The organism is Tenacibaculum aquimarinum, assembly GCF_022478115.1.
In the GTDB taxonomy this organism is placed as follows: domain Bacteria; phylum Bacteroidota; class Bacteroidia; order Flavobacteriales; family Flavobacteriaceae; genus Polaribacter; species Polaribacter aquimarinum_A.
This window is the reverse complement of the sequence record NZ_JAKGSC010000003.1, coordinates 148,481-172,103: the sequence shown is the minus strand read 5'-3', so window position 1 is coordinate 172,103 and position 23,623 is coordinate 148,481. Positions and strand designations below refer to the sequence as shown.

The 23,623-nt window shown below is 30.9% G+C and carries 16 protein-coding genes; 10 read left to right on the top strand and 6 right to left on the bottom strand.

The window, feature by feature from the left end:
• The first annotated feature begins 82 nt into the window (after positions 1-82).
• From L1S33_RS08920 to L1S33_RS08910, 3 genes are all read left to right on the top strand, one after another.
• A complete protein-coding gene (locus L1S33_RS08920; protein ID WP_240562063.1) occupies positions 83-2,476 on the top strand; it encodes a TonB-dependent receptor domain-containing protein in 2,394 nt (797 codons plus the stop codon).
• A 111-nt stretch (positions 2,477-2,587) separates the two neighbouring features.
• Positions 2,588-4,981, top strand: coding sequence for an outer membrane beta-barrel family protein (locus tag L1S33_RS08915; protein WP_240562062.1), 2,394 nt, complete (start codon positions 2,588-2,590; stop codon positions 4,979-4,981).
• Between the two features lie 94 nt (positions 4,982-5,075).
• Positions 5,076-6,164 (top strand): AbiH family protein, encoded by a 1,089-nt coding sequence (locus tag L1S33_RS08910; RefSeq protein ID WP_240562061.1) that lies wholly within the window; start codon positions 5,076-5,078, stop codon positions 6,162-6,164.
• Between the two features lie 270 nt (positions 6,165-6,434).
• Here L1S33_RS08910 and L1S33_RS08905 read toward each other — a convergent pair whose 3' ends face one another.
• From L1S33_RS08905 to L1S33_RS08895, 3 genes are all read right to left on the bottom strand, one after another.
• Positions 6,435-7,442, bottom strand: a complete 1,008-nt coding sequence (locus L1S33_RS08905) for a 3-oxoacyl-ACP synthase III family protein (protein ID WP_240562060.1) — start codon at positions 7,440-7,442, stop codon at positions 6,435-6,437.
• Positions 7,443-7,559: 117 nt separating this feature from the next.
• Entirely contained in the window at positions 7,560-9,110 is a 1,551-nt protein-coding gene (locus L1S33_RS08900) for a long-chain-fatty-acid--CoA ligase (protein ID WP_240562059.1), read from the bottom strand.
• A gap of 22 nt (positions 9,111-9,132) precedes the next feature.
• Positions 9,133-10,701, bottom strand: a complete 1,569-nt coding sequence (locus L1S33_RS08895; protein ID WP_240562058.1) for a GMC oxidoreductase — start codon at positions 10,699-10,701, stop codon at positions 9,133-9,135.
• Positions 10,702-10,967: 266 nt separating this feature from the next.
• On the opposite strand from L1S33_RS08895, the gene htpG reads away from it, so the two are divergent.
• The 7 genes from htpG (at position 10,968) to L1S33_RS08860 (ending at position 19,022) form a co-directional block, all read left to right on the top strand.
• Positions 10,968-12,881: a molecular chaperone HtpG gene (gene htpG / locus L1S33_RS08890; RefSeq protein ID WP_240562057.1), complete on the top strand. Its 1,914-nt coding sequence runs from the start codon at positions 10,968-10,970 to the stop codon at positions 12,879-12,881.
• A 94-nt stretch (positions 12,882-12,975) separates the two neighbouring features.
• Complete coding sequence (locus L1S33_RS08885; RefSeq protein ID WP_240562056.1) at positions 12,976-14,763, top strand: DUF885 domain-containing protein; 1,788 nt, start codon at positions 12,976-12,978, stop codon at positions 14,761-14,763.
• Positions 14,764-14,952: 189 nt separating this feature from the next.
• Positions 14,953-16,278, top strand: a complete 1,326-nt coding sequence (locus L1S33_RS08880; protein ID WP_240562055.1) for a M28 family metallopeptidase — start codon at positions 14,953-14,955, stop codon at positions 16,276-16,278.
• A 1-nt stretch (position 16,279) separates the two neighbouring features.
• The gene (locus tag L1S33_RS13200) at positions 16,280-17,083 is read left to right on the top strand and encodes a M23 family metallopeptidase (RefSeq protein ID WP_262914351.1); all 804 of its coding nucleotides are present in this window, start codon (positions 16,280-16,282) and stop codon (positions 17,081-17,083) included.
• Positions 17,067-17,648 (top strand): YdeI/OmpD-associated family protein, encoded by a 582-nt coding sequence (locus L1S33_RS08870; protein ID WP_240562054.1) that lies wholly within the window; start codon positions 17,067-17,069, stop codon positions 17,646-17,648. The genes L1S33_RS13200 and L1S33_RS08870 overlap by 17 nt, the downstream gene beginning before the upstream one ends.
• A gap of 56 nt (positions 17,649-17,704) precedes the next feature.
• Positions 17,705-18,232, top strand: coding sequence for an RNA polymerase sigma factor (locus tag L1S33_RS08865; protein ID WP_240562053.1), 528 nt, complete (start codon positions 17,705-17,707; stop codon positions 18,230-18,232).
• Between the two features lies 1 nt (position 18,233).
• Positions 18,234-19,022 carry an anti-sigma factor gene (locus L1S33_RS08860; RefSeq protein WP_240562052.1) on the top strand — a complete coding sequence of 263 codons (789 nt, stop codon included), beginning with the start codon at positions 18,234-18,236 and terminating at the stop codon, positions 19,020-19,022.
• Positions 19,023-19,151: 129 nt separating this feature from the next.
• Here L1S33_RS08860 and L1S33_RS08855 read toward each other — a convergent pair whose 3' ends face one another.
• The 3 genes from L1S33_RS08855 to L1S33_RS13195 form a co-directional block, all read right to left on the bottom strand.
• Positions 19,152-21,380 (bottom strand): TonB-dependent receptor, encoded by a 2,229-nt coding sequence (locus L1S33_RS08855; RefSeq protein ID WP_240562051.1) that lies wholly within the window; start codon positions 21,378-21,380, stop codon positions 19,152-19,154.
• Positions 21,381-21,617: 237 nt separating this feature from the next.
• Positions 21,618-22,913, bottom strand: a complete 1,296-nt coding sequence (locus tag L1S33_RS08850) for a tetratricopeptide repeat protein (protein WP_240562050.1) — start codon at positions 22,911-22,913, stop codon at positions 21,618-21,620.
• A 151-nt stretch (positions 22,914-23,064) separates the two neighbouring features.
• Positions 23,065-23,616 carry a DUF4331 domain-containing protein gene (locus L1S33_RS13195; RefSeq protein ID WP_258691443.1) on the bottom strand — a complete coding sequence of 184 codons (552 nt, stop codon included), beginning with the start codon at positions 23,614-23,616 and terminating at the stop codon, positions 23,065-23,067.
• Positions 23,617-23,623 lie beyond the last annotated feature (7 nt).

The window sequence follows — 23,623 nt, the reverse complement described above, 5'->3', positions numbered from 1 at the left end:
TTAAACAGTGTTAAAGATAGTAACAAAAATACAAATTGCCTCGTCTATATAGCATCAATAAAACACAAATAACTAAATTTAAATGAAAAAAATACTACTGTTTTTGTTACTAACCGTAACCGTAAATTCATTTGCGCAATTAGCCAAAGACAAATTACCAAAACCAGGAATAATTTCTGGTAAAGTAATAGACAACAACACCAAAGAAGCTTTACCTTATGTAAACATTATTATTAGAGATACCGCAAATAAAGTACTTACTGGAGGTATAACAGATGATAACGGAATTTTTAAAATTAAAGATATTCCAAGAGGAAGCAGTTTAGTTGAAATTCAATTTATAGGATATAAAACTATTACCAAGAAAATAAATATTACTTCAAAAAAGAAAAACATTGCTTTAGGAACCATTTCTTTGGTTGAAGACGCAACTACATTAGATGAAGTTGTTGTACGAGCAGAAACCTCTACAGTTGTACAAAAAGTAGATAGAAAGGTTATTAATGTTGGTAAAGATTTAACTTCTGCAGGTACAACTGCATCAGAATTATTAAATAATGTACAATCTGTAAGTGTAGACAGCCAAACTGGTAACATTAGTTTACGTGGAAACGAAAATGTACGTGTACTTGTAGATGGAAAACCAACTAATATGAGCGCTGCTCAATTATTAAAACAAATACCATCTACTTCAATAAAAAGCGTGGAATTAATTACAAACCCTTCAGCAAAATACAATCCAGAAGGAATGAGCGGAATTATAAATATAATTCTAAACAAAAACGCAAACATGGGCTTTAACGGATCTATAAATACAGGAATTACTGCTGGCCATTATGTTCGTTACAATGCTTCTACAAACATGAACTATAAAACTGGTAAAGTAAATTTCTTTGGAAATTATGGTTACAACGGTGGAGAAAACTATAACTATGGTTTCATTGATAGACCATCTGTAAATAATCAAAATTTTAAATTTATAAATGATAATCAGTCTCATTTATTAAAACTTGGAGCAGATATTTACTTAAATGACAAAAACACCTTATCATTTTACACCACACAAAACTGGTCTACAAGTAATGCTAACGGAAGAGCAATAATTACAGATGCTTCTAACAATGTTATAGAACATTCTCCTAACTCTCAAATATCTGACAGTAAAAACCAAGCTTATAACATTAACTTTAAGCACGATTTTGACGATAAAGGACACAATATTGAATTAGAAGCTACGTATTCTAAAAACAATACACCTATTTTTTTAAGCAATAGTTTTTTAGTAGCTACTGGAAATGATTATATAAATGATATAAATAGTGAACGAAAAAACACCTTATTAAACTTAGATTATACAAACCCTGTTTCAGAAAATGGAAAACTAGAGTTAGGTTTAGAGTTTAGACAAAACTTAACTGAAAACACAAACTTAACTACGCAAGCAGGTTTTAATAATTCTTCTTTTAATTATGATAGAGATATTTTCTCTGGTTATGTTAATTATGGACATAAATTTGGAAAATTAACGATGCAATTAGGTGCAAGATTAGAACAATATAATATTGAAGGAAACTTTAATCAAGAAACTTTACCTTCAGAAAAAGTAACGGATGAAATATTTACAGTCTATCCTTCTGCATTTTTCACTTATAACCCTTCTGATAAAAACCAATTTCAGTTAAGTTATAGCCAAAGAGTAGATAGACCAAGTATACAGCAAGTAAACCCAATTAGAGAATGGAGTACTCCGCTTATAACTTCTATTGGAAACGCAGATTTAGTTCCTCAGTTTACAAATTCTTATGAAGTAAATTATACACGTAAAATTAAAAACGGATCCTTAACTTTTGGTACTTTTTATCGTGAAATTAGCGACGCTATTTCTAGAGCTACCTATGCAGATCCTTCAGATAATAGTAATGTACGCCAAATATTATCGTATGCTAATTTTGATGACACTAGTTCTTATGGACTTGAGTTTTCTGCAAACTATAAGGTAAACAACTGGTGGCGTATAAACTCTAGTATGGATTTTTACTCGCAAAAACAATTTGGAACAGTAGATTTAAGCGACCCAAATTCTCAAAGAATTGAAGTAACAAACGAAACGTTTAACGCACGTGTAAGTAATAGTTTTACAGCAACTAAAAATTTAAGATTTCAATTATTTGCTATGTATCGTGGTCCTGGAGAAGACATTCAATGGAAAACAAAAGAAATGTGGATGATAAATGCCGGAGCAAGCTTAAATGTTTTAAAAGGAAAAGGAACTATTGGCTTTAGAGTAAATGATATTTTTAGAGGTATGAAATTTGGTTTCAACTCAACAAGACCTTATGTACAAAACGGGCAATTTAATTGGGAAAGCCAGAGTGCAAACTTAAGTTTTAACTACCGTTTTGGTTCTGGAAAAAACAAAGCAAAACAAAGACGTCAAAGAGATGACAATGAAAAACAAAATACTGGAGGTTTCTAAAATAGTTTAGAAGAATCCATTTTAATAAAACCGCAATTTGTTATACAGATTGCGGTTTCTTTTTTTAACATTTTTTTAGTACTTTTACTCTCTAATCAATTGCTAGCTAGTATGAAAAAGCTCCCTCTAATCCTGCTTTTTTTTGGTACGCTAAATTTATTTTCTCAAGAAGCAGCTGTTTCTGGAAGTATTATAGATTTTTCTACTAAAGAAGCACTTTCTTATGTAAACATTATTTGTAAAAATGTTAACGATTCCATTATAAATGGAACTATTTCTAACGAAAAAGGTCAGTTTTTGGTTGACAAACTTCCGTTAGGTAAAACTAAAATCGAAATTCAGTTTATTGGCTACAAAACCATTAGTAAACAAGTAGATTTTACATCAGAAAACTTGCAACTTAATTTAGGTACACTTTCTTTACAAGAAGACACAACACTTTTAAATCAAGTAGAAATACAAGCAGAAACCACTTCTATTGTTCAGAAAATAGACAGACGTGTTGTAAATGTTGGTAAAGATTTATCTGCCGCAGGAACCAATGCTTTGCAAATGATGCAAAATATTCCGTCTGTGAGTGTAAACTTACAATCGGGTTCGGTTTCACTTCGGGGAAATGAAAATGTACGTGTTTTAATTGATGGAAAACCATCTAATTTATCGTCTTCTCAGATTTTAAAACAAATTCCATCTTCATCAATAAAAAGTATTGAATTAATTACCAATCCTTCAGCAAAACACAATCCTGAAGGAATGAGCGGAATTATAAACATCATCTTAAAAAAGAACACACAATTAGGTTTTAATGGTTCTGTAACACTTGGCGTAACGCAAGGAGAAAATACCAGACCAACGGGTGCAATTAATCTTAATTATAGAACAGGTAAATTTAATTTCTACGGAAATTACAATGTAGATTGGGGAAAATACGAAACCATAAGCGAGCTTTCTAGAACCGATAAAAATTTACATCAACAAATAGATTTTTTAGACGATACTGTAGATCAAGTTATAAAAGTTGGAACCGACATTTATATAAACGACAACAACACATTTTCAATTTATACAACGCAAAATTTAAGCAAAACCGATTTTACAACCAACACACAAACACTAGAAAACAACAACTTAATTTTGCACACACCAAACCTTTCTGTGTTTGATGTTAGCGAAAGTACCTACAATGCAAATTATAAAATTGCTTTAGACAGTTTAGGACAAGCATTAGAATTGGAAGCCAATTTTACACAAACTAAAAGTCCGGAAATTGATACGAATAGAGAATTGATAAACCCAAGTTCTAAATTATACAATTACACCAATAATATTACAAACAACACCGATTCTTGGCTTATTAATTTAGATTATACAAAACCATTTTCTGATACCGAAAAATTAGAATTCGGTTTAGAATCTAACACGCAAAAAACGTTTAACAATATTATAACCGACCAAGAAGTTGAAACTGGTGGAACACCTGCAACAACCGAGAGAGGAAACACCAATTTTACGTACGATAGAGAAATATATTCCGCGTATGTAAATTATAACAAAGATTTTAGCAAATTCTCTTTACAAGCAGGTTTGCGTTTTGAGCAGTTTAATGTGGAAGGTATTTTTAGCAACACACAACAAGGTTTAACGGCTCCTTATACAGATGAAATTTTTAGCGTGTATCCGTCGGCATTTTTAACCTATTTTCCAGATGATACAAACGAGTTTCAACTAAGTTATAGCCGCAGAGTAGACAGACCTTCTATAGAGCAAGTTTCTCCAATACAAGAATGGACTTCGCCTTTAACAATATCTACCGGAAACCAACAATTAGCACCACAGTTTACCAATTCTTTTGAGCTAAACTACACCAGAAATATAGAAACTGGTTATTTGTATTTTGGCACCTTTTATAGACGTGTTTCCGACCAAATTGGTAGAAATATAAGTATTGATGCCAATAATATAGACAGACAGCTTATTTCTTATGAAAACTATAACAACTCAGACAGTTATGGTTTTGAAGCCTACGCAAGTTTAAAACCTGTAAAATGGTGGACCTTTTCTCCTTCATTAAATATGTATATGCAAGACAAAAACGGATTGGTAAACAACCAAAATATTACTGTAGAAAACACCTTGTTTATTGCACAAATGAGTAACAGTTTTAAAGCTTCTAAAAAATTATCGTTGCAGTTTTCGGGTACTTATGTTGGTAACAACAAAACCGTACAGTTTAATGTAGAACCTTATTACACCTTTAATGCTGGTGCAAAATTGTCTGTATTAAAAGACAAAGGCGCAATAACATTAAACGGAACCGATATTTTTAACACTTTAATTGTAGATTTTACCTCTACAAACCCTTTTGCACAAACAGGTTATTTTAAAACTGAATTTAGAACCGTATATTTAGGTTTTACCTACAATTTTGGAAGTAACAAGTTTAAAGCTAGAAAACGAAAAGAAAGAGAAAAAAACGAAACCGAAGGAAGTGGTGGCGTTTTGTAAAGTGAATTTATTATATTTATAAAAAATTGCTGACTTCTGATGTATTGAATTAAAACTCGACATATCATTTAAGTTAGCAACTATTACCCTAATTATGAACTTAAAATCTAAAAACTTAATTTTAATTATTGGAAATGGCTTTGATTTAGCTCATAGATTTAAGACTTCTTACAATGATTTTGCAAAATTTATAATTGAAAAAAAAATTGCTAAAACAATAATTGAATCAGAATATCAAACTTATTCTGAATCTCTTGTTAAAAAGGGTTTCATTGCAGAAGTTAAAAATAACTCGATTTATAATGATAGAGGTAATTTTATACAACGAGTAACATCTCATAAAATAAATAAAAATTACGAGGGGATGTCTGACACAATGCAAAGCTTCTCATCAACTATAAAACAAATAATAAATAATGATTTCTTAGGAAAGCTATTTGATGATAAATATGATAATTGGTTTGACATAGAAAATGCATATTTTCAAGAAATAATCCAAATAGAAAATAAAATTACTCGTTCACTTCCCAAAAAAGAAGAGATAAAAAAATTAAACAAAGATTTAATAGAAATTAAAGAATATCTCTTTGAATATTTAAAATCAATCCCAACTGAAAAAAATCATAAAGTAAATCGTTTTTTTCAATCAGATTCATTTAAGAGTATTGAGAATTTGTATATAATTAACTTCAACTATACATTAACAATTGAAAATTATTTTGAAAATGATTTTCAGAATACTAAAATCAACTATATACACGGAGATATAGATTCTAAGGATATTATTTTTGGTTATGGAAATGACAAAGACCCAAATTATAAAAAAATTAAGGAATCTGGAGAAAATGAATATTTACGATTTTTTAAAACATTTGAATATTTAAGAAATAAAAAATATGTAGATATTTATGATAATGCTCTTGAGTATTTTGAAGATTATGATGTTTCAATTTTAGGTCATTCTTTAAGTCAAACAGATAAGACGCTTTTAAAAGAGGTGTTAGATAATCCAAAATGTAATAGGATTCATTTACATAAAAGAAAAGATTTGGAATATCAAGAAAAAGAAATGATGGAAGAGTTCAACACCCTAATTTATTCTGTTAGTCGTATAATTGATAATGAAAAAGATTTACGAACGAAAGTGCTTAACTATGAAGATAGTGTCTTATTTCCAAAATAACAGTTGCTAACAATGGCTATAGTTAATACGGGTTTCGGTGCTTAACCCAAAGTTTAGAGCTTTAAACCAAGTCCGCCAAATCTTTTGATTTGGCTTTAAAATGAAAAGATAAAACAAAATAAAAAGTTTTGGCTAAGTGCTTAACCGAAAGTTCAGTTTTCTGAATTCCCGTACTAACCATAGCCGAAACGTTAGCGAACCTTCAAAATTAACCCATAAAAAAAACCGAAACTAAATAGTTTCGGTTTTTCAATTTATAAACTTTAAGTATTACCATTTAATAATAACAGAACCCCAAGTAAAACCACTACCAAAAGCAGCAAGAACCACTAAATCGTTGTCTTTAATTTTACCTTTTTCCCAAGCTTCCGTTAATGCAATAATTACAGAGGCTGCAGTTGTATTACCGTACTTTTGTATGTTGTTATATACTTTATCGTTTGGTAACTGAAACTTCTTCTGTATAAATTGCGCGATACGTAAATTTGCTTGGTGCGGTATTAACATATCTATATCTTCTTTCTGTAAGTTGTTTGCTTCTAAACCTTCGTTTATTGCTTCAGAAAAACGTGTAATTGCATGTTTAAATACAAATTGTCCGTCCATATACGGAAAATACGTTTGATCTTCTGGATCGTTCTTTTCTAAAATTTCTGGTACCCAACGTTGTGTAGAAGGTCCTTCTAAAACTAATTTCTTAGCATGTTTTCCTTCCGAATGTAAATGAGAAGATAAAATACCTCTACTTGCATCTTCCGAACGAGATAAAACGGCTGCTCCTGCTCCATCTCCAAAAATTACAGTAACACCACGACCACGCGTAGAACGCTCTAAACCACCAGAATGATTTTCTGCTCCAATTACTAAAATGTTTTTATACATTCCGGTTTTTATAAACTGATCTGCAACAGACATAGAATAAATAAAACCAGAACATTGGTTACGCACATCTAAGGCACCAATTGTTGGCATGTCTAAAATATCTTGTACTTGTACGCCACCTCCAGGAAAATACATATCTGGACTTAAGGTTGCAAATACAATAAAATCGATATCGTCTTTGGTTAAACCTGCGCGTTCAATAGCTATTCTGGCAGCTTTTGCTCCCATTACGGCAGTTGTATCTTCTGTTTTTGGGTCTATCCAACGGCGTTCTTTAATTCCGGTACGTTCTTGAATCCATTCATCAGAAGTGTCCATCCATTGCTTTAAATCGTCGTTAGTTACTACGTTTTCTGGAACGTAATAGCCTAAACCCGTTATTTTTGAAGTATACATATTTTTTGTTGTTGTTAATTTAGTTGTTTGTAATATTTAAGGGTGTAAAAGTACGTTTTTTATATAATTCGTACAAAGTCAACATTAAATGAGTTTTTACTTAAAAAAAGAAGTGTTTTATAACTTTCTAAGTTCTTTTTTAAGGATTTTACCAGTTGCGCTCGTTGGTAATGTTTTTGTTATTTCTATAATTCTTGGATATTTATAAGCCGCAATATGGTCTTTTGTAAATTGTTTTAATTCTTCTTCTGTAGCAATAGCATTTTCTTTTAAAATTACAAATGCTTTTACTTCTTCGCCCATTTGCTCATGCGGAACACCAATAACTGCTGCCATTGAAACTGCCGGGTGCTTCATCATTACAGCTTCTACTTCTCTTGGATAAATATTTAAACCTCCACGAATAATCATATCTTTAGTTCTATCTACAATAAAAAAGAATCCGTCTTCATCTTTTACTGCAATATCTCCAGAATACAACCAACCGTTTTTAATTGTTTCTGCAGTTGCGGCTGGATTGTTATAATAACCTTTCATAACATTGTGTCCTTTATAAACCAACTCTCCTTTTTCACCTTGCGGAACTTCGTTTCCGTTTTCATCTACCAATTGTACTTGAACTCCCCAAACTGGCGTTCCTACAGAACCTGGTTTTCTACCAACATCTACTTGATTAAAGGTTATTACTGGCGAACCTTCAGACATTCCAAAACCTTCTAAAATTGGCACATCAAAACGTTCTTCAAACTTCTCTAAAACGGCAACAGGTAATGATGCGCCACCTGAAACACACATTTTTAAGCCTTTTCTAATTTTTTCAATATTATAATCTGAAGTTTCCAAGTAACTATTTATTCCCCAATACATTGTTGGTACACCTGCAAAAACGGTAATACTATGTGCTTCCAATAAATCTAAGACTGTTTTTGCATCAAAACGAGGTAATAATACGGAAGTTGCACCTCTGTAAAGTCCCGTATTCATCATAACTGTCATTGCAAAAATGTGAAATAACGGCAATACTATTAATAGTTTATCGTCTTTATTACAATCAAACAAATCTGCACTTAAAACAGTGTTTTGCATTAAATTACTGTGAGACAACTCTGCTCCTTTTGGTTTTCCTGTGGTTCCAGATGTATACACAATTACTGCTGTGTCTGTTGCACTTGTTGGAACGGTATCAAAAGTAACGGGTTGTTTTGCTATTAAACTGCCTAATGTTTTTACACCTTCAATTGGTGATGGCATTTCTGGCTTTGGCATAATCATAAAGAAGTTTTCGCATTTTTTAGCTTTACTAAAACCTGCTAAACCCATTTTACCCATTGGTAAATCTTCTGTTCCTAAAAAACAGAAATAAGCTTTGGCTTCACTGTTTTCTAAATGATAATGTACTTCGTCTTCTTTTAACAAAACACTTAACGGAACTACGGTTGCTCCTGCTTTTAAAATACCGTTGTAAATTATTGGAAAATAAGGCAGGTTAAAACAACTTAAAGCTACTTTATCGCCTGGCTTAATTCCTATTGCTACTAATCCGTTTGCAACTTGATTTGCTACTGCATTGGTTTGTGCAAAACTTATTGAAGTATCCATAAACGTAAATGCCGTTTTGTTTGGATATTTTGATGCACTATTTTCTAATAAAACTGATAAATTTAACATGAATTACAATTTTTATTTGTGTTTATTTTTTTGTCGGAATTTTACTCATTGCATATTCCGAAATTGCCGTTATAGATAATGATGGATTTACACCTGGATTCGCAGAAATCATAGAACCATCGCAAACTAGCATGTTTTTATATCCGAACACGTTACATTCCTTATCAATAACACCACTATTTTTATTTTCTCCCATTACAGCGCCACCTAAAATATGTGCTGTTGTTGGGCTTCCTAAGATAACATCGGTAACATTTGCATACGGAATTGCCTTAACCAATTTACCAAACTTTTTTCCTAATGTTAACGCTTCTGGAATAAACGCATTTGGTTTTTCGCCTCCTTCAGTTACTGTTTTCATTCTTGTAAGCGAACCTCTTTTAATACGCAAAGTGCTGTCTAAAGTTTGCATAAACAATAAAACCGTTGTTCTTTTTGCATAGTTTTTTGCGAACAGTGTTTTTAAAAACAATACTGGTTTTTTTAATATAATTCCGAACATTCCTAAAAGTCTAAATAAAACAAATTTATTATGAATTGTAGGAACTGTTAATGTTCTAAAAAAACTAGAACCTTCTCCATAACGAACAGGTTCTAAATGGCTGTTTTCATCCGTATGTAAAACAGAACCAATTGCTATTCCTTTAGAATAATCTTTATGCTTTTTTTCGGTGGAAGTCATTACTAATAAAGACTCGTTATTTGTACGAATATTACAACCAACTTTGTCGGATAAGTTTGGTAAACTTTTATCTTTTAATTCTAATAATAATGGAACTGTTCCCATAACTCCGCCAGAAAATAACACGCCTTTTGTGGTAACTTTTCCTTTAGATTTCTTTCCTAATTTTGCTTTATATTCAATTGTATAACCATTAGAGCCATCTTCATTTCCTATTGGTGTTACATTTATTACTTCTTTTTCGGCACTAATTTTAGCGCCTAACTGTTGGGCTAAATACAAGTAGTTTTTATCTAAGGTATTTTTAGAATTATACTTACAACCTGTCATACAAGCGCCACAATGCACACAACCAGTTCTTGTTGGTCCTTTTCCTCCAAAATACGGATCTTCTACAGTTTTACCAGCTTCACCAAAATAAACAGCTACTTTAGAAGCTTCAAAATGGTCTTCTTTCCCTATTTCTTTTGCTAAATCTTTTATTGCTAAATCAGACGCATCTAATCTTGGATTTGTTGCTGCACCCAACATTTTATAAGCTGTTTTATAAAATGGCTCTAAAACCGTTTGCCAATTATTTAACGTTGCCCAACTTCCAGATTTAAAAAATTGCTCTTTAGGAACCGGTAATGTATTTGCGTAGGTTAAAGAACCTCCGCCAACGCCAACACCAGAAAGTACTGTAACATGATTTAAAAAAGTCATTTTAAAAAAGCCTTGTAAGCCTACTTGAGGAAGCCACAACCATTTTTTTAAGTTCCAGTTTGTTTTAGGAAAATCTTCTGCTTTAAACCATTTTCCTTTTTCTATAACCAATACTTTATAGCCTTTTTCAGACAAACGCAAAGCGCTTACAGAACCTCCAAAACCACTTCCAATAATTACATAATCGTATTCTAAATCATTCATAAAAAAAGTTAGTTTCTAGATTCTAAATGTAATAAAAAATTAAGATGTTAAAAAGTAATTCTGTCATCTTGTCACAAAATAACATTTGGTATTTTTTTTGACTATTGTAATATTAAATTATAAAACAATAACTGTCTGTCAGTTCGAGTTAATTTTAATTTCTTGTCAGATTGAGCGCAGTCGAAATCAAAAGGAAATTAAAATTTGTATCGAGAACATCTCGACTGCGCTCGATGAGACAGTAACAAAAACAAAACACATATAAAATGGCAAAAGGAAATATTAATGTATCGGTAGAAAATATTTTTCCACTGATTAAAAAATTCTTGTATTCTGATCACGAAATCTTTTTACGTGAGTTAATTTCTAACGGAACAGATGCAACAACAAAATTAAAACACCTTATTTCTATTGGTGAAGCAAAAACCGAATTAGGCGATGCTAAAATTGAAATTAGCATTAACAAAGAGGCAAAAACCATAACTATTAAGGATCAAGGTTTAGGAATGACTGCAGATGAAGTTGAAAAATACATCAACCAAATTGCATTTTCTGGAGCTGAAGAGTTTTTAGATAAGTATAAAGATGATAAAAACGAAACGGGTGTTATTGGACATTTTGGTCTTGGTTTTTATTCTGCTTTTATGGTTGCAGATAAAGTTGAATTAATTACAAAATCTTTTAAAGATGAACCTGCTGCACATTGGACATGTGATGGTTCTCCTGAATTTACTTTAGAAGCACACGACAAATCTGACAGAGGAACCGAAATTATTTTACACGTTGCAGAAGATTCTTTAGAGTTTTTAGAAGAAGCTAAAATTGGTGGTTTATTAAATAAATACAATCGTTTTAACCAAGTACCAATTAAATTTGGAACTAAGCAAGTTAACGATCCAGATTTTACGCCACAAACTACAACTGATGCTGAAGGGAAAGAAACAACAGAACCTCACAAGCAAATTGAAGTAGACGCAATTATCAACAATACAGAACCTGCTTGGACAAAAGCGCCTGCAGATTTATCGGATGAAGATTATACTAATTTCTACAGAGAATTGTATCCAACACAGTTTGAAGAGTCTTTATTCCACATTCATTTAAATGTAGATTATCCGTTTAACTTAACAGGAATTTTATTTTTCCCTAAGTTATCTCAGAATTTAGACATGCAAAAGGACAAAATCCAATTGTATCAAAATCAGGTTTATGTAACAGATAATGTTGAAGGAATTGTACCGGACTTTTTACAAATGTTAAAAGGTGTTATCGATTCTCCAGACATTCCATTAAACGTTTCTCGTTCTGGTTTACAAGCAGATGGTGCTGTTAAAAAAATATCGGGTTATATCACTAAAAAAGTAGCCGATAAATTAAGTTCTCTATTCAAAAAAGACAGAGCCGATTTTGAAACAAAATGGAACGATATTAAAGTAATTATTGAATACGGAATGTTGTCTGAAGATAAATTCTTTGACAAAGCGAAGAAATTTGCCTTATATCCAACAGTTGCAGATACATACTTTACGTTTGATGAATTCATTGAAAAAACAAAAGACGCACAAACAGACAAAGATGGTAATCACGTAATATTATACGCTTCTAACAAAGACGCACAACACAGTTATATCCAAGATGCAACTGCAAAAGGGTATGAAGTATTGTTATTAGACTCTCCAATTATTTCTCATTTAATGCAGAAATTAGAAACTTCTGGCGATGCTAAAATTCAGTTTACTCGTGTAGATGCAGACTTTATTGACAACTTAATTAAAAAAGATGAAACGGTTATCTCTAAACTTTCTGATGAAGAAAAAGAGAAATTAAAACCAGTTATTGAAGGTGCTGTAAATAACAAAACGTATACAGTTCAATTAGAAGCTATGGATTCTGCTGCTTCTCCGTTCTTAATTACGGTTCCAGAATTTATGCGTAGAATGAAAGAAATGCAAGCGTCTGGCGGCGGTGGCGGAATAATGGGAATGGGTAATTTACCAGAAATGTACAACTTAGTTGTAAATACAAACAGCCCGTTAGTTTCTGAAATTTTAAACGCTAAAGCGGAAGATCAAAAGCGTTTAACTACGCAAGCATTTGATTTAGCAAAATTATCTCAAAACCTATTACATGGAGAAGAGTTAACAAACTTTATTAAACGTTCTTACGAGTTAATTAAGTAGTGGCAAATAGCCATAGATAAATTATAAAACCTCTTTGTGAAAACAGAGAGGTTTTTTGTTTTGTATATTTGTGTAAAATCAATTACAACTCAAAATGAAAAAAATACTTCTATCTATTTTTGCAATTTCATTAGTACTTGTTTCTTGTAAAAATGAAACATCAAATGAAGCAAAAACAATTTCAGAAAACACTGAATTTAATCAACTTTTAAAAGACTACAACGAAGGTAAATTAGTGTTAAACCCAATTAATGCAACTTATGCAGGAGACAATCGTTTTAACGATCAATTCCCAAATACATTATCTAAAGAGTATCAACTAAAAACGAAAGATTTTTATACTGTATACAAAGCAAAACTAAACGATTTTAAAGACGATTCTTTAACGGAAAGTCAGCAAATGAGTAAAGCTGTTTTAGATTGGGATTGCGACATGGCTTTGGCACAAAATAGCTTTAAGAATGATGCTTTAATGCCTATAAACCAAATGTGGACCATAAATTTAACAATGGGACAATTAGCAAGCGGAAGCAGCGCACAACCTTTTAAAACCGTACAAGATTACGAAAACTGGTTAGGTAGATTGGATGGTTTTTATAGCTGGATGCAAACCGCAATTAAAAACATGCACCAAGGAGTTAAAGAGGGTTATGTATTACCAACTTCATTAATAAAAAAAGTAATTCCACAGTTTAAAGGTTTAGCAAAAACTAAAACAACGGAACATTTATTTTATGCTCCTATCAAAAATTTTCCTGATAGTTTTTCTGCTGATGATAAAAAGGAATTGACAAGAAAGTACACTAACATGTTAGATGATAAATTGATTCCTATTTTTAATTCAATGCACACTTTTTTATCAACCAAGTATTTAAAAGCAGGTAGAAAAAGCAGTGGTATTGGTTCAATTCCAGACGGAATAACGTATTACAAACACGCTATTAAAAATTACACAACCACAAACATGACGGCTAATGAAATTCATAAACTTGGTTTAAGCGAAGTTTCAAGAATTTTATCGGAAATGAAAAAAGTAAAAACACAAGTTGGTTTTAAAGGAAGTTTAAAAGATTTCTTCAACTTTGTTAGAGAAAATAAAGAATTGATGCCTTATAAAAATCCGAAAGAAATTTTGGACAACTTTAATGCAATTCATGAAAAAATGAAGCCGCAATTAGAAAAATTATTTGGCAATAAACCTAAAACTCCGTTTGTGGTAAAACAAACAGAAAAATTTAGAGAAGCTTCTGCAAGTGCAGAATACAATCCTGGTTCTTTAGACGGAACAAGACCTGGAGTTTTTTATACACCAATTCCAGATGCTTCAAAATACAATGTATTTTCTGACGAAGCGTTGTTTTTACACGAAGCAATTCCTGGACATCATTATCAAATTTCATTAACGCAAGAAAATCAAGATTTACCAGATTTCAGAAAAACATTGTGGTATAGTGCTTATGGCGAAGGTTGGGCTTTATACACAGAAAATTTAGGAAAAGAATTAGGTTTATACACAGATCCATATCAATATTTTGGAATGTTAGGTATGGAAATGCATAGAGCAATTAGGTTAGTTGTAGATACCGGAATGCATGCAAAAGGTTGGTCTCGAGAAAAAGCAATTCAATATTCTTTAGAAAATGAAGCAGAAAGTGAAGCTAGTATTATTTCGGAAATTGAACGTTATATGGCTAATCCAGGGCAAGCTTTATCGTATAAAATTGGTCAATTAAAAATACGTGAGTTACGTGCAAAAGCTAAAAAGCAAATGGGTAATAAATTTGATATTCGTGAGTTTCACAACCAAGTTTTAGAAACAGGTTGTATTCCGTTAGCTTTATTAGAGGCTAAAATTGATAAATGGATTGCGAACACTAAATAAACACAACAATTTCAACATAAATTTAAGAGAGCAAAAATATTTTTTTGTTCTCTTTTTTATTTGAAGCTATTCCTGCTTTCCGCTATATCTTTTGCAGAAAAAGCAAAAGGATGTCGTTTCAATCAGGGCTAAGCTTATTTATATAGTTTTTTTCTTTGTAGATTAGTAGCTTTAATATTTACTCTAAAAATGAAAAAACTTACACTACTCTTTTTTGTAATTACCTCAACATTAATAGCACAAACAGATGCTAAAATTTACGACATTATAAATGCTGTTTCTTCGGAAAGAATTAAAGCTGATGTAAAAACACTAACCGAATTCGGAACCAGAAACACCTTTTCAGACACGGTATCAAACACTCGTGGAATTGGTGCTGCAAGACGTTGGATAAAATCTGAATTCGATAAAATTTCTACCGATTGCAACAACTGTATAAATACTTTTTATCAGAAAGATTTTGTAACCAAAGAAGGCAACAGAAGAGTTCCGCACGATGCATGGATTGTAAACGTTGTAGCAATTCAAAAAGGAACAAAATACCCAAACAGATATGTTATTATGAGTGGCGATATAGATTCGCGTGCAAGTGATACTATGGATTTTACCACAGATGCTCCAGGCGCAAATGATAACGCATCAGGAATGGCAGGAACTATTGAGGCAGCAAGAGTTTTAAGTAAATATAAATTTGAAAGCAGTATTATTTATGTTGGTTTATCTGGTGAAGAACAAGGGCTTTTTGGTGGTGCTGGTTTAGCAAAATATGCCAAAGAAAAAGGCTGGGAAATTATCGGAATTTTAAACAATGATATGATTGGAAACATCACCGGAGTTGATGGTGTAATTGACAATAGAGCATTCAGAATTTTCTCTGAACCTGTTCCTGCAAATGAAACCGAAAGGCAACGAAGAATGCGCCGTTTTTATGGTGGAGAAGTTGATGGAATTTCACGTCAATTAGCACGTTATATTCACAAGAATACAAAAACATATATGCCAGAAATGAATCCAATGATGATTTATAGATTAGATCGTTTTGGTCGTGGTGGTCATCACAGACCTTTTAACGATTTAGGTTTTGCCGGAATTAGAATTATGGAAGCGCATGAAAATTACACGCAACAACATCAAGATATTAGAACCGAAAACGGAGTTAATTACGGTGATACTTTTGAACATGTAAACTTTGGTTATGCTAAAAAACTAACAGCTGTAAATGCAATTAACTTAGCATCTTTAGCTTGGGCTCCAGAAGCGCCAAAAGAAGTTGCAATTGGTGGAATTGTAGAAGCGTCAGCTAAACTAAAATGGAGTAAAGTTGATGGCGCAAAAGGTTATAAAATTTATTGGAGAGATACAACCAGTCCAACTTGGGATAATTCAAGGTATATTGAAGCTACAGAATTTACTTTAGAAGGAATTGTAATTGATAATTTCTTTTTCGGAGTTTCTTCTGTAGGAGAAAATGGACATGAAAGTGTTGTTGTTTTTCCGAATAAAATAATGAGATAATATGAATGTGGTTTTTAGATTTTTTTTAGTTGCTATTCTTTTTGTTTCTTGTACAAAAGATGAATATAAAAAACCGAGTTATATTTCTTTCAATTTAAAAAACGATTCTATTTATGTAAATATTGAGAAAAAATCGATTCATCCTACATTTTTAAAAATTGATGATAGAATCAATAAAAAAGAACAATATATAGACTTTGTAAAAGAAGGAACTAAAACCATTTTAAAATTTAAACAAGTAGAAATTGACACAAATTACATTATTGAGAACTATCATTTCAATCTTTTTTATGGAACTTCTAACTTAAAAAAATATGACACGCTCTATAATTACGGACTACCTTTTTTAAAAGGAAAACGATATAAAGTTCTTCAAGGAAATAATGGTGGTTATTCGCACAATAAAATAACTTCTAGATATGCTATTGATTTTAAAATGAATGTTGGGCAAGAAGTCTGTGCTATTAGAGAAGGATTGGTCATTAATGTAAAAGATCATTTTGATAAAAACGGAACCAGTAAAAAATATCTTAATAAAGCAAACCTTATTCTTGTGTATCATAAAGATGGAACTTTTGTACAATATGGCCACTTTAAAAAAGATGGTGTACTTGTTAAAATTGGCGACACAATAAAAAAAGGACAACTGATTGGCTATTCTGGAAACACAGGAATGTCTTCTGAACCTCATTTACATTTTACTATTTATAAACCAACTAAAAAAGGCTTGGTTTCTATTCCATTTATTTTAGATTCTATATCTTCTAAAAAATATAAAAAAGGAAAATATGCCCGCAACAACTAAACCAGAACTCTATTTTAAAAATGATATAGCATGGAGAAAATGGCTTTCAGAAAACCATATTTCTTCCGAAGGAATTTATCTTATTTTTTATAAAGTAGAAAACATAGAGGAATCTATGCGTTGGGAAGAAGCCGTAAAAGTGGCTTTGTGTTTTGGTTGGATAGATTCCACCGTAAAAAGTTTAGGCAACGGAAAACGAAGACAATATTTCTGTAAAAGAAACCCTAAAAGTGTTTGGAGTGCACTCAATAAAAAATACATTATAGAATTATCTGCAAATAAATTAATGCATAAAAGCGGATTAGAAATTATAAAAACCGGAAAACAAAATGGTTCGTGGACTGCTTTAGATGATGTAGAAAAACTAATTATTCCTCAAGACTTACAAATAGAATTTGATAAAAATAAAGTCGCTTTTAAAAATTATCAAAACTTTGCACCAAGTTATAAAAAGAGCTATTTGTATTGGTTAAAACAAGCTAAAAGAGAAGCAACTCGCTTAAAACGTTTAAATGAAATTATTAAGTTTTGTACTAATAATATAAAATCTAGAAGTAATTGGTAACCGTACAACACTAACATAATTTTAAGTATATTAGAAAACTCTTAAAAACAACAATAATGCAATTAGAAGAACTTGTAGTTCAATTTAAAAACAAAAACGTAAAAGCTTTTGAATCCCTTTACGAAATGTATAACGACAGTGTTTCTGGAGTTATTTTCAACATCGTAAGAGACAAAGAACTAGCACAAGAAGTTACCCAAGATGTATTTATAAAAGCTTGGAATAACGCAGATACATATTCAGCAAAAAAAGGTAGGTTTTTTACTTGGATTATTAATATTGCAAGAAATGCTGCTATAGATAAAACACGTTCTAAAAATTTTAAGAACAATTCTAAAAACCTTGATGCCAATATTTTCGTAGATATATTAGAGACACATGATAGTTTAGACAATAGTACTGATGCAATTGGTATTAAAAACTTTGTAGGCAAGCTTAAAGACACTTGTAAAAAACTTATAGAATTACTTTATTTTAAAGGTTTTACACAAAAAGAAGCTTCTGAAAACTTAGAGATTCCGTTAGGAACTGTAAAAACTAGAAATAGAAATTGTCTTAACGAATTAAGAGTAATGCTTAAATAACATGGATAAAAACGAACACATACAATCTGGAATTTTAGAGTTATATGTTGCCGGTGCACTTTCTGATAAAGAAAATGAACAGGTTTATCAACTTATTCAAGATCATCCAGAAATTTTAAACGAAATTAAAGAAATAGAAAAAACTATTTCTGTATTAACAGCTAGTGTTGCTCCAAAAGAGACAGATACTTCTTTTAAAAATATCCTTATCAAATTAGTTCAAGATAGAGAAAGGCCAAGTAAGGTTATTCCTATTCAGAAACCTAAAAACAATTGGGTTACTTATACTGGTTGGGCTGCTTCAATTTTAATTGGAAGTACGTTATTGTTTAATATTATAAATAACAATACTTTAAATGACCAATTAGCTGAAGAAAAACAACAGTTTGAAGAGCAATTGGATAAAGCTAATTCTAGTTTAGCAGAAAATGAAAAATTACTTACTGTAATTAGAGACAAAGATATAGTTACAATTCCTTTAGCGGGACAAAATGTTTCTCCGGAATCTTATGCTAAAGTTTACTGGAACAAGAACAGTAAAACTATTTATTTAGATGTTAAAGGTTTACCAGATCCCCCTGAAGGAAAAGTATACCAAGTTTGGTCTTTAAAGTTAAATCCATTAACACCAACAAGTTTGGGAACTATAGATGGCTTTTTAGCTGATGCTAACAAAATATTTAATATTGATAATCCAAACGATTCTCAAGCCTTTGGAATTACTTTAGAACCAGCAGGCGGAAGCGAATCTCCAACAATGGATCAATTATATACTTTAGGGGCAGTATAAACAACAAACATATTATAATATAAAATAGCCGCTATAAAGCGGCTATTTTTTTATTAATAACAATTTTCTGCTAAAAATTTATTATTAATTGGGCTGATTGAAAGTCCCCCGAATTCCAACCAACTAAACTTAAAATGTATAACTAATAGATAGTTTTGCAGAAAATGGCGTACCTGGAGTAAAATGAATTTCTTCAACTGAATCTGTTTCATTTTGTAATCTAGACTCTGTTGCAAACTGCGTTTCATTCCATTCAACATCAAATAAATTTTCTATAGATACACCAAGAGTTATAGCATTCATTTTATAATTTAAATTTGCATCTGCAACAAAATACCCTTCCGCAGTAATTGAATAATCTTCGTTAGCTGCTCTATCTCCAATATATTTATAGTTAATTCCACCTGAAAAATTATGGTAATCATTTAAAGAAATACCTCCTGTTAAAGTTACTTCTGGCGCTAAAGGAATATAATCTTGACCAGCAACTTCTTCTAAACTTCTTGCTTTTGTAAATGTTGCATCTGTATTAAAATATAACCAATCTGTAAATTGGTAACGTATTCCTAAATCTAAACCATAACGTTGCGATTCTCCTGAAGGCTCTACAATACCTGCATCTCCAACATAGACAAATTCTTCTTCAGATAATAAATACCAAAGTTCTGTGTTTACTATTAATTTTGAAGTTGGCTTCCAACTATTTCCAAAATCTAAACCATAAGCTCTTGGTAACGTTTTATTAGTTTGTTTTACAACCACACGTGTGTCATTAGAATGAAAACCAATACCAGATTTTATAAACCATTGTACATTTTCATTAGGTGTATAAGTAAAATTCAATTTTGGATTTACAATTGCTTTTGATGCTGATTCTGTTGAATATGTTGGCTGTAATGCATCATTATATTGAAATTTAAAATAATCTAAACGCAAAGCTGGTTCAATTTTAAAGTCTCCAAACTCAAATTCAGAATTTAAAAAAGCATAAAAATTAGTTTGATTTACATCACCCAACTGAATATTATTAAGTGTAGTTTTTCTATTTAAAGTATGAGATAACTCAACATTTTTTACATTATCGTTTCGTAAACCTGTTCCTGCAGTAACTTTTGCTTCAGTATTAAAAATGGTTACATCTTTAGAGAACTGTGTATTAAAACCAAAAATATCTCGGTCTTCATATTGCTTAATTTGATCTCCATTTATTGGATCTTCTAAGAAGAAAGTAAAGTTAGAAAATAATTTGAAATTATATTTTGTGTAGAAAACATTGGTTTGCAACGCTACATCATTATCTAACGTTTTATTGTACTGTAAATTTAAATTTGTTCGTGAAGTTTCTCCTCCTTCAGTATCATCAATAGCACCAAAACGAGTTATGTTTCCGTTTGCAACTTCTCTTTCTGGAATTTGCCCAGAAGCGTCCCATTTACTTGTAAAATGAGATGCTGAAATAGTAAATTTACTATTGTCTTTTAAGTAGGTATTGTATTTAGCAAATAAGTTAATTCTACTAAAATTTTGTGGAGATTCTACAAAACCATCTGTAGCTAAATATTCTATTGCAACGTAGGCATTTTCATTAGTTTTATTCCCTAATAAATTAAATAAACCTAAAGTTCTAAAGGTGTTAAACTGACCAATACCAATATTTACTTGGCTTTCTTGAATCGTAGATTTTGTTTTAAAATCTACATAACCTGCTGTATTAAAATCTCCATGATTTGCGTAATAAGGTCCTTTTCCAAAGTTTATTTTCTGAATAGTTTCTGGAATTAAAAAATGTAAATCGCTATAACCTTGTCCGTGAGCATGAGAAACCATATTTACAGGCATTCCGTCTACCGACAAGCTTAAATCTGTTCCATGATCTATATCAAAACCACGTAAAAATATTTGTTCAGCTTTACCTCCTCCAGCATGTTGACCAATAAATAATCCTGGTACTTTTTGTAAAATTTCTTGTGAAGAATTTACTGGGTTCTTAGCTAAATCCATTTTTACAACTGTTTGAATTGGATTCATTCTTTTAGTTAATACCAATTCATCTAATAAAAATACTTTAGTCTCTAAAATTAGAGTAATTTCATTTTTAAGTTGAGACTCGTTTAATGTAATTTTTTTCTTTTCATAACCTAAAATAGCTACTTCAATTACATCTCCAGTTTTACTATTTTCTAAAGAAAACACTCCATTTACATTTGTATGTGTATGGCTGTTTGATGTTGTATTGTATACATATACATCTTCTAAAGACTCATTACTCTTGTTAATTACACGACCAGAGAATGTTTGCGAAAAAGTTTGCAAGCTAAATAAAGCTATAAAGACAGTTAATATAGTTTTTGTTTTCAATATTTTTTGTTTTAAAAAGTTGATTAGTAGGTGTTTTTTGAAAATTAAATAAGTAGATAACAAACTTGAAATATAGCAATTTCCTATACTTCAACTTTTATTTTAAATCTTAAAATTTTCTTATTTATTTAATTGAAAATAGCCGCCTTTTGAGCGGCTATCTATTGTTAATAACAAACCCTCTTATAAAATTTATTATTAACAGGGTTAATTGAAAGTCCCCCGAATTTCAATCAACTAAATTTTCTGAATTTGTTTTGTAGTTAAAGGACCTAATTCATAGGCACTTTCTAACAAATCTTCTTTTATTTCTAAAGCTTTTTCTGATAAACCATTTGCCTTGTATATTTCTGCTAAATGATACTGTGCTTCTGGTTCAAACGTTTTATTTAAAACATGATTTTCAGAAATTTCTAAAGCTTTTTTATAAGCTCCTTTTTTATAAAAAGACCACGCAAGTAAATCGTAAGATTGTGGCGTAGCTCTATTCATAATTTCTCTTTCAATTAGAATTAAAGCTTCTTCTTGTTTATTTGCATCTTCTAAATATAATTTAGCGTTATGCTGATTGTACATTTCACCGTATAAACTACTTGAAGATGACACTATATATTGTTCAATATTTTTTTCTTTTTCGTCTTCATCTCCCATAAATTCAGCAATTTCTGCTTTCAATAAATAATAATCTGGAGATTTATGTTGTACCATTACAGCATCTAAAATTCTTAAAGCTTCTTTTGGATTTTTCTCATAAGAATACACAATCCAAGCAATTCCTTTTTTAGCATATGCATTATTTGGTTGTAACTCTAAAGATTTTAAATAATACTGATACGATTTTTTAATCTCGTTATTATGTCCATAAAAATCTGCCAAGTTTGTGTAAGACCATATTTTTAAGTCTTTATTATTAGAAGTCTCTGCAAATTCTGTAGCTTTTTCCATAAAGGTTATAGCTGAAGCCAAATCTCCTTTATGATCACTCCATTTAGAAAGTCTAATTAAATAATCGAAATCTGAAAAATTTTTAAATTCCGACAAGTATTTTTCTGCTAGTTTGTAGTTACCTAATTCTAAGTGAACGTCAAATAACATTTTATGAGTTGCTTTTAAGTTTTCTCCATTATTTTCAGCCTTAAGAAGTAGCTCTAATGCTTCATTAAATCTATGCTGAGAAATATAGTTTCTCGCCAATGCTCTTAAACTACCAGCATTAGTGTAATTTGTTTTTTTGTTAAGCTCTTTTAATTTTTCTTCAGCAGTTATTAAATACTCTATATTTCCATTTGAAGAAAATAGTGTGTTATTTGCGGAAGCAATCTTACTTAAATAAGGATATTGTGTTGGTGAGTTTTGCAATTTAGTACTCCAAAAATCTTCTTCCGTTTTTGCGGTATTATAAGTAGTATTTTCTTCTAATTCTAAAAATTGATTGTAGTCAATTGCGCTTGTAATTTGTTTTTCGTTATCAACAGTACAGCTGAAGAACTGTATTGCAAGTACTAACGTAAATATGTGTTTTAATGTTTTCATTATAAGAGTTTTTTAAGTTTAATAAAAACACTATCAAGCTACTTTCAAAAAATATTAACCAAAATTATGAATAGGGGTAAAAGTAAACTGTAATAGTGTTTGTTTTTTTAAAAATCGGGTTTTGCACTATGAAAACAAAACCCGATTTAACTTACCAAGGGGATGCTAAGTATGGAAATGACGTTAAAAAGGGTTTGTCATTTGCCGATACATTGTCATCTGATAAGTTCGGATTTTCTGTAAAATCCTCTCCTCCAAAAATCAATAATAATTCAACTGTAATTACGTCATCTGCTAAAGCTCTTCCTGTTAATACATTTGTACCATCATAAAATGTTGTTGTTCCGTCTAAAGAAACTGTTAATACATCAGTTGCTAATACACCTGTAAAAGCTGCTGCATCTAATCCTAAAGCGTTTGTATCTCCCATATTTGCATATGCAGGACTTAATGCTTTTAAGTTCGTTTCAAACATTGCTTGAAAACTTGCTCCTTGCTGAGAAGGAACCGTAGTGTTAAACATATCTTTTTTGTCTGAATTAACAAATACGGTGTTAATTGCTGGTCTACCCATTTGATCTGCTTGTACAAAAGTACCTGAAAAGTCAGTCTGCATCATTACTGGGTTATCGTTATCATCACTACAACTTGTTAAAGCTACAGTAGAAAAGATTGATAATAGTATTAATTTAATATTTTTCATGTTTTAA